This is a genomic window from Mycobacterium colombiense, from assembly GCF_001665835.1.
GTDB lineage: Bacteria > Actinomycetota > Actinomycetes > Mycobacteriales > Mycobacteriaceae > Mycobacterium > Mycobacterium colombiense_A.
The window spans coordinates 75,283-84,897 of record NZ_LZSX01000011.1; the positions used below are offsets into that span (position 1 = coordinate 75,283).

Sequence of the window (9,615 nt, forward strand, 5' to 3'; positions counted from 1 at the left end):
GGCAAATACTGGACTGCAGAAGGAGTTGGGTCCGGTGCATACGAAGAGCGAGTTGATGCGGTCGCCGGTGGGCAGGCTGCTGCGTCGGTCGCCGGGACGCAATCACAATCGGTCGCCAGCTCATCCCGTGGCTGTCGTCGCTGGGGATTGTGGTGGGCCCGTTCGGGATTCAAGACGCCGCCCACTCGGCGCGTGCCTGGCTATGCGAAAAGCCTTGACGCCCAAGCCCCCTCAGCAAGTCTAGGGTTAAAAGTGCCGGGCGAAGGCGGGTCGGCGTGGCCCATTGTGGGCCGCGATGTGGAGCTGCGGCGGTCACTGGCGGCGCTGAACAACTCGGAGTTCCACGGGGTGGCGCTGGTCGGCGACAGCGGGGTGGGTAAGTCCACCCTGGCCCGGATGCTGGCCAAGACGGTTGAGGCGGCAGGGCGCACCATGAGATTCGCGCTGGGCACTCAAACGGGTTGCGCTGTGCCGCTGGGCGCGTTTTCCCGCGCGGTAAGCCTTCAGGTGGCGCACGAACCGGCGGTCATGCTGGCCGCCGCGCATGACACCTTGGGTAAGGACAAGAATCTGGTGGTGGTGGTGGATGACGCGCAGTTGCTCGATCCGCTGTCGGCCACGTTGATCAATCAGCTCGCTGCCGGCCGTAGTGCGCGGTTGATCCTGACGATCCGGTCGCGTGAGCCGGTGCTGGATGCGGTGACTGCGTTGTTGAAAGAGCGCATCTTGCTGACCGTCCATGTGGAACCGTTCACCCGCGAGCAGACCGGCCTATTGGCCGGCGCCGTTCTGGGCGGTGTGGTCGAGGCGGGGTTGGTTGATGAGTTGTTTGAGCGCAGTGCGGGAAATCTTCTGCTGCTGCGGGGTTTTCTGACCGCGGGCCGGGAAACTGGGGCATTGGTTCGCACACAGGAAGGCTGGCAACTGCGGGGCCCGCTGGGCGCAGATCGCGAACTTCGCGATGTTCTGGGATTTCGGCTGCAATCGCTGAGCCCAGAGGAGTTGGAGGTGGTGGAGCTCTTAGCCACCGCCGAGCGGCTGAAGTGGGAGATCCTGCGTCGCATCTGCGATGCAGAGGCCGTCGCAACTCTGGAGCGTCGTGGTCTGATCCAGTTGGTTGCCGACGGATCTCATACCGTGGCGCAGTTGAGTCATCCGATGCTCGGTGAAGCCGCGACCCGGCACGCTGGAATGGTGCGCGCCCGGCAACTCAACGGCAAAATCGCGCGAGCTCTACAGAAGCATGAGCGGGCCGCGGGGCGGCGGCGACTGCGGCAGCCCGCCCTGCAAGGCCGGATCCGCTTGGCGCAGTTCATGATCCACAGCGACTTGGAGCCCGACCTCGATGTGGTCATCGAGGCGGCGCAGGACGCGCTGGCGTTGTCGAATGTGGCGCTGGGTGAGGAACTGGCGAGGTTTGCGGTCGATCGTGGTGGTGGCCTGCCGGCCGCGTTGGTGCTTGCCGAGGCGGTGAGTTGGCAGGGCCGCGGCGACGAGGCGGACTCGGTGCTGGCGGACGCCGAACCCGACGGCGGTGACGACTGGCTGACCGCGCGATGGGGCTGCCTGCGCGCCGCCAACTTTTTCTGGGGCTGCGCGGACGTCGAAGCCGCCACTCGGGAACTCGATGACGTGAAGAAGCGTGTTTCGTCCGAGGCCGGCCTGAGCCTCATCAACGCGTTGGAGCTGTCCATGGGCTACTTCCATGGGGACGTCGAGACGACGATCGAGCTTGGGCCGGGCCTGTGCGAGTCCGATGCAATGCCGGTGGCGACCGTGTGGGCGGTTTTCCCGACCTGCGGCGCATTGGCGGCGGCCGGGCGTTTCTCCGAAGTCGGCCGCATCGCGGACGTCGGGCTGCGTGCGGCCGTGCTGTGCGGATTGGGGCCGCATCGATTCAACATCGGCATGACCGAGATCATGGCTGCGACGGCGGCAGGGGATGATTGCGCGGCGGAGCGAATCTACAAGCGTTACGCCGCGATGGCCGGCGGTCATCCCGCAGCGGAGGCCATGGTTGACGCGATGCTGGGGCTCGTTCGACTCACCCGCGGTGAGCTGACCTCGGCGTGCGCATTGTTCGCCAGTTCAATCGCTGTGTTCGCGAAGGGTTTTGCGTCGCCTTGGTTGGTGGTGGCGGGGGCCTGGCAAGCCCAGGCCGAGGGGGCGCGCGGTGACAGCGCGGCGGCCACCGCGGCGTTGCGACGCGCGGACAAAGCGTACGGACCGCATGTTGCGGTGTTTGTGCCCGAACTCGAACTTGCCCGCGCCTGGGAGCGGGCAGCGGCCGGCGACTCGAAGGCAGCCCAGACGCATGCGATGCAAGCGGCGGAGATCGCGCGCGCCGCGGGGACGTACGTGACGGAGATGCGGGCACGCCATGCAGCGGTCCGCTTCGGCGATCGTTCTCAGGCCGTGAGACTGGAGAAACTTGCCCGTGTGTTGGACACGGCGCTGGCCGGGGCAGTCGCCGATCATGCTCGCGGTTTGGCGCAACACGACGGCAATCTGCTCGATGCCGCGGCACATCTCTTCGCCGATCTCGGCGCCCAAGCTTGTGCCGCCGACGCAGCGGCGCAGGCGGCCGGCGAACATGCCCGCCGGGGCGACCGCGGTAAGAGATTCGAGTCGTCGACCTGGGCGCACGCCCTGGCCAGGCGTTGCGAGTTGCGCACGCCTGCGCTCGAGGCCGCGATGTGCCCGCTTCCCTTCAGCGACCGCGAGCGTCAGATCGTGAGTTTGGTCGCGGCCGGTTTGTCGAACCGTGAAATCGCCGAGCGGTTGGTCATTTCGGTACGGACGGTGGAGGGACACCTCTATCGCCTTTTCGCCAAGATCGGCGTCAACAGCCGCGACCAACTCGCCTTGCTGACAACCCGAGAGCCTTCTGCAGGAGGCCCGTTGTTAGGCGGCGGCATACGGTCGCTCGGTCGCGGGGACGACGTTCACCCCTATGCAGGCTAAGTTTTTATAGGCAACCTATGGGTTTAAGGGCCCGCTACTCTAACTCGGCGCGCATACCACTCGACTTCTCTGAAGATTCCGGCGACGCTCTCTCGAGCGGCCATAGGCTCCGGCGCATGATAGGTAGTCGAAAGCACACCATCGTGACCGCCGGTCACGATGTCGCTCCGTCCGGACCCGCAGATACGGTCCCGCCGAGAGGATTTCAGGTAGTCGAGGACGTGATCCCGTCGGCCTGCTCGGACACGCCCTCGGATTCCGATGATTTCTTCGCGCTTTATCTGGCAGCGGCGCGTTCCGGCGTTATGTAGCGCCGCGAGCTCGACGGGTCGGCCGGCGAATGCGAACGGCAATCGCGGCCGACGGTGAGCGAGCCAGCAACAGTCTGGTTGCCATGTCGGCACCTCGGTGGGAGTGGGAGATACATCATTTGACGCAACGGGTTAATGGGTCGACGTGGCCCATCGTGGGACGCGATGTGGAGTTCCGGCGCTCGCTCGCGGCGCTCAACAACGGGGACTTCAACGGCGTGGCATTGGTCGGGGACAGCGGGGTGGGCAAGTCCACCCTGGCGCGCATGCTGGCCAAGACGGTGGAGGCGGCAGGGCGCACGGTGCGATTCGCGCTGGGCACTCAAACGGGTTGTGCTGTGCCGCTGGGCGCATTTTCCCGCGTGGTGAGCCTCGGAGTGGGACATGAACCGGCGATCATGCTGGCGGCTGCGCACAACACCCTGGGCCAGGACAAGAACCTGGTGGTGATGGTCGACGAGGCGCAGTTGCTCGATCCCTTGTCGGCCACGTTGATCAATCAACTTGCGGCCGGCCGAAGTGCGCGGTTGATCGTGACGATCCGGTCCGGCGATCCGGTCTTGGATGCGGTGACGGCGTTGTTGAAAGAGCGCATGTTGCTGACCGTTCACATCGATCCCTTCACCCGCGAGCAGACCGGCCTATTGGCCGACACGGTCCTGGGTGGTCCGGTCGAGTCTGGGCTGGTTGACGAGTTGTATGAACGCAGTGCGGGAAATCTGTTGCTGCTACGCGGTTTTCTCACCGCGGGCCGGGAAAGCGGGGCTTTGGTACACACCGATCGGGGCTGGCATCTTCAGGGCCCGCTGCGCCCGGATCGCGAGCTCAATGATGCTTTGGAATTTCAGCTGCAATCGCTGACTTCTGCGGAACTGGAGGTGGTGGAGCTCTTGGCCACCGCCGAATTGTTGGAGTTGGAGATCCTGCGTGACATCTGCGATGCGGATGCAATGGCAAACCTGGAGCGCCGTGGTCTGATCCAGTTGGTTGCCGACGGATCCCACACCGTGGCGCAATTGCATCACCCCATGCTCGGTGAAGCCGCGGTCCGCCATGCCGGCGTGGTGCGCTCGCGGCAACTCAACGGCATATTGGCGAAAGTTCTTCGACGGCATCTGCGGGCGGCGGGGCGACGCTCGCAGATCTCTGATCCTCGTGGCCATATCCAACTGGCGCAGTTCATGATGCGCAGCGACTTGGAGCCCGACCTCGATGTGGCCGTCAAGGCGGCGGCGGATGCGTTGGCGTTGTCGAATGTGGCGCTGGGTGAGGAACTGGCGAGGTTCGCGGTCGATCGTGGTGGTGGCCTGCCGGCCGCGTTGGTGCTTGCCGAGGCGGTGAGTTGGCAGGGCCGCGGCGACGAGGCCGAGGCCATCCTTCTAGACGTCGACGTCGATGACGCCGACGAGTGGTTGATTGCGCGGTGGGGTTGTTTGCGCGCTGCGAACCTGGCATGGGGATGCGGTGACGCCGAAACGGCGATGCGGGTACTCACCGAGGTGAAACAGCGTCTCGTGACCGAGGGCGGTCTCGAGCTGATCAATGCTTTCGAGGTTTCGATCGGGTTCTTCCGCGGCGACATTGAGACGACGATCGAGCTTGGGCCCGGGCTGTGTGAGCCCGGTGTAGTGCCGATGGCGACCGTGTGGGCGGCCGTCGCGACATGCGGTGCACTGATGGCGGCCGGACGTTTCTCCGAAGTCGGCCCCATAGCCGCTGCCGGCGTGCGCGCTACGACGCTCTGCAGGGCGGGAGCGCAGCGGTTCGCCATCGGACTGGCCGAGGTTATGGTTGCGACCGCCTCCGGTGACTATCCGGCAGCCGACCGACTCCACAAGCGTTACGCCGCACTGGCTACCGGCCTTCCCACAGCTGAGGCCATGGTCGACGCGATGCTCGGGCTCGTGCAGGTTACCCGCGGTGAGCTCTCGACCGCGTGCGCCACTCTCGACCGGTCCATTTCGCAACTGTCCCAAGGCTTTCCGTCGCCTTGGCTGCTGGTGGTGGCCGCCCTACTGGCCCAGGCCGAGGGGACGCGCGGGGACGGTGCGGCGGCCGCGGCGGCGTTGCGGCGTGCGGAGGAAGCATACGGACCACATGTTGCGGTGTTCTTGCCTGAACTCGAACTCGCCCGGGCCTGGGAGCGGGCAGCGGCAGGCGACACGGCGGGCGCCCAGACACATGCGATGCAAGCGGCGCAGATCGCGCGGACAGCCGGGATGCACGTGGCCGAGATGCGGGCACGCCATGCAGCCATTCGCTTCGGCGATCGTTCGCAGGCCACGCGAGTGGATGAGCTCGCCCGAACCTTGAACTCCCCATCGGCACAAGCGGTGGCCAACCACGCCCGCGGTCTGGCGCAACACGACGGCGACCTGCTCGATGCCGCGGCCCATCGATTCGCCGACCTCGGCGCATCGGCTTTCGCCGCCGACGCGGCGGCTCAGGCGGCCGGCGAACATGCCCGCCGGGGCGAACGTCGCAAGGAGGTCGAGTCGTCGACGTGGGCACACGCGTTGGCCAACCAATGCGGGTCAAGCACGCCGGCGCTCGAGGCCGCGGCGCACCCCCTTCCCTTCAGCGGACGTGAACGTCAGATCGTCAGTTTGGTCGCGGCCGGGCTGTCCAACCGCGAGATCGCCGACCGGCTGGTCATTTCGGTACGCACGGTCGAGGGACACTTGTACCGCCTTTTCACCAAACTCGGCATCAACAACCGTGACCAACTCATTCATCTGATCAACCGAGATGCGTCGTGAAGCAACAGTTTTTCCGGGCATTGGTCGGGACTCCCGGTAAGGAGTTCCGCCCCTAGCTCGTGGTCCGCCGACGCGTCTGATAGCCGCAACCAAGTGAATACCGAAAAAAAGTGAATACCGAAAACCCCTCCTGCACAGGGAGATAGCAGGTGGGATTGTGCCACGCTACCAGCGCGTCCAGCTGCTGAGCCCGGATTCGTCCGGGACACAAGACGACGACATCGGCACGTCATGACGGACGTTCCGCGGCGACCCATGCCCATTGGGCACCAGCTCGTCCAGTTACCCATCGGGAACGCGCCCGGACATGAGTAAGGTGCCTTACACGCCGCGCGAGTGTTCAGCACGGATCCCCCGGCCGTCTCGGGTGGGGCCGTGTCGCCACGTAAGAGCCGAAGCCGGCGGCGTCGACGAAAACTGCTGGTGTACAATGTAATTCGCGACCGAGAGGCTTATTTTCGGTTGTGCAATTTCCTGTCGTTGTGGAGCCACCACTCTGTCTGCTTGCGCCTACCACTCTATGTGCAGGTCCTGACTACGCTACCGACTTAATAAGCCTGACAACAGGATTGAAACCCACGACGCTCTGGGTCATGCACTTCGTCGAGACCGTTTTCGGGCGCCCGGTCAGCAACAGCTAGCTAGTGCACTGAACTATTCGGCTCATGCCAAAGCAAAAATTTGGAGGACTTGTGAGTGTCAATCCGTTCGACGATGACAATGGCAGCTTTTTCGTCTTGATCAACGACGAAGAGCAGCACAGCCTGTGGCCGGCGTTCGCTGAGATTCCAGCCGGCTGGCAGATGGTTTACGGGGAAGCGGATCGCGCTGCGTGCCTGCAGTACATCGAGCAGAACTGGGCCGACATCCGTCCGAAAAGTCTGCGCGAGAGGCTGGTAGCCCGTGGTCTTGATAGTTGAGCCGCGCGGGCGGCCGACGGATTCCGACGGCCAGGCATATCCGCTGACGCGCGGGCAGCTAGACATTTGGCTTGCGCAGGAATCGGGTCAGTTCGGTACGCAATGGCAGCTTGGCCTATTCGTGAAAATCGAGGGCGCAGTTGAGCGTGAGGCGCTCGAGTGGGCGATCCGCCGGGCGGTGCAGGAGACCGAACCGGGCAGGGCCGCCATCTTCGAGGTGGATGGCCAGGTTTTCCAGCGCGCGATGGACTACCCGGACGTCGAGCTGGCCTTCTATGACCTGAGCGGCTCGGACCATGCCGTGCAGGACGCCCATGAGATAGCGTCCTCGATCCAACGCACGCCGATGCCGTTCACCGGCCCTCTGTTCAAATTTGCGCTATTCCGGGCGCGGCTCGACGAATTCTATTTGTTCGCGTGCAGTCACCACATAGTCACAGACGGATCCGGCATTGCCCTGGTGGGCCAACGGATTGCATCCGTCTACTCGGCAATTGTTTCCGGCGCGCCGATCCCTCCATGCATCTTCGGCTCGTTACAGGACCTGGTTGACTGCGAGTCAGAGTACGAAGCGTCCGACGATTATCTCGACGACCAGGCCTATTGGACCGAAAACCTTCCAGCGGAAAATGGATCGCACTATCGGTTGCCGCAAGCCGCGGGCGAGCATGATCCGTATCGTCCGTCCGCGCCGGTTCAGCTGGATGCCGTCGTCCTTCGCCGAGTCGACGAGTTGTCCCGAGCATGGAACATGCCGCGATCATCGGTCCTCACCGCGGCGTGCGCACTTTTGGTGCGTGGGTGGTGCGCTGACGACTCAGAGGTGGTGCTCGACTTCCCGGTCAGCAGGCGAGTAGGTCCGGAGTTAAAGACGCTTCCGGGGATGGTGGCCGGGGTCGTGCCCTTGGTGTTGCGGGTTTCGCCGGAATCGGCGGTTGCCGGATTTTGTGCCCATGTTGACACGCAAATTAGGGAAGCGCTGCAGCACCAGAGATTTCCGGTGCAGGCTCTCGAGCGCAAAATCCATGCCCGCGGCCCGGGGCAGTCAGCAGATAGGGTCAGCGTCAATTTCCTCCCTTCTAGTTTCACTTTGTCCTTCGGTGGTGTGACCGCATCGGCGTCATATACCAATCTTGGCCACCGGGGCGGCTTTGGCTTGGTCTTCTCTGGCGACGGTGACCAGCTCTCCCTCGGCACGGCCGGCGTCGGGCAGCTGTTTTCGAATTTTGACGTCTCCGATTTAGCGGGACGGTTGCAGCGGGTATTGGTGGCGATGGCCGCCGATCCGGGGCGATTGCTCTCGTCGGTGGATGTGCTGAACGCCGGTGAGTACACCCGCCTGGATGGGTGGGGTAACCGGGCGGTGTTGACCCAGCCCGCACCGCCGCCGGTATCGATTCCGGTGCTGTTTGCCGACCAGGTGGCCCGCGCTCCCGAGGCGCTGGCGATCAGCTTCCAGGGCGGTGCTCTGACGTATCGGGAACTCGACGAGGCCGCGAACCGGTTGGCCCACTTGCTGACCGACCGGGGTATCGGGCCGGGGCAGTGCGTGGCGTTGCTGTTGGAACGCTCGGCCCAGGCCGTCGTGGCGATGCTGGCGGTGCTGAAGACCGGCGCGGCTTACCTGGCGATCGACCCGGCGCTGCCGGCGTCCCGGATCGGGTTCATGCTCACCGATGCCGCCCCTATCGCCGTCATCACCACCGCGGACCTACGCCCGCGGTTGGAGGGATGCGATCTGGCGGTCATCGATGTCAACGATCCGGCGGTGGACGCCCGACCCAGCACGGCACTACCGGCGCCGGACCCGGAGGGCATCGCTTACCTCATTTACACCTCGGGCACTACAGGTGTCCCCAAGGGAGTGGCGGTCACCCACCGCAACCTGGCCCATTTGGCGGACTCGCAGCCCTCAGGCCTGCCGCCGGCGCAGGTGTGGACGCAATGCCACTCCTATGCTTTCGACTTCTCGGTTTGGGAGATCTGGGCTGCACTGCTCGGTGGTGGCCGGCTGGTGGTCGTACCCGACGAGGTGGCCGGCTCGCCGGATGATTTCCACGCGTTGCTGGTCAGTGAACACGTCAATGTGCTCACCCAGACCCCGTCGGCGGTGGCCGCTCTGTGCCCGCAGGGGTTGGAGTCGGTGGCATTGCTACTCGGCGGTGAGGCCTGCCCGGCCGAGGTGGTTGATGCGTGGGCGGCCGGGCGGGTGGTGATCAACGCCTATGGCCCCACCGAGGCCACGGTGTATGCGTCGTTGAGCGCGCCGCTGTCGGTCGGGACCGGTGTGGTGCCGATCGGTGCGTCGGTATCGACCGCGGCGCTGTTCGTCCTCGACGAGTGGTTGCGGCTGGCGCCCGCCGGTGTGGTCGGCGAATTGTATGTGGCCGGTCGCGGTGTGGCGTGTGGGTATGTGGGCCGGGCTTCGTTGACCGGGTCGCGGTTTGTGGCATGTCCGTTCGGGGAGTCCGGACAGCGGATGTATCGCACCGGAGACCTGGTGCGATGGGGTGCCGATGGTCAGCTGCAATATCTAGGCCGCGCCGACGAGCAGGTCAAGATCCGCGGATATCGCATCGAGCTCGGTGAAATCCGTGCGGCGCTGGCCGGATTGGCCGGGGTGGAGCAGGCGGTAGTGATCGCCCGCGAGGACCGCCCGGG

The 9,615-nt window shown here is 64.9% G+C and carries 4 protein-coding genes; all 4 read left to right on the plus strand.

Features of this window, described 5'->3' with window-relative positions; translation table 11 throughout:
- Positions 1–285: 285 nt before the first annotated feature.
- Positions 286–2,964 carry a helix-turn-helix transcriptional regulator gene (locus A5760_RS02550; RefSeq protein ID WP_064877544.1) on the plus strand — a complete coding sequence of 893 codons (2,679 nt, stop codon included), beginning with the start codon at positions 286–288 and terminating at the stop codon, positions 2,962–2,964.
- Between the two features lie 478 nt (positions 2,965–3,442).
- A complete protein-coding gene (locus A5760_RS02555; protein WP_064877531.1) occupies positions 3,443–6,034 on the plus strand; it encodes a helix-turn-helix transcriptional regulator in 2,592 nt (863 codons plus the stop codon).
- A gap of 692 nt (positions 6,035–6,726) precedes the next feature.
- Positions 6,727–6,954, plus strand: a complete 228-nt coding sequence (locus A5760_RS02560) for an MbtH family protein (protein ID WP_064877532.1) — start codon at positions 6,727–6,729, stop codon at positions 6,952–6,954.
- The coding region (locus tag A5760_RS02565) for a non-ribosomal peptide synthetase (protein WP_231122527.1) at positions 6,938–9,615 on the plus strand (2,678 nt) is incomplete at its 3' end. The genes A5760_RS02560 and A5760_RS02565, both read left to right, overlap by 17 nt.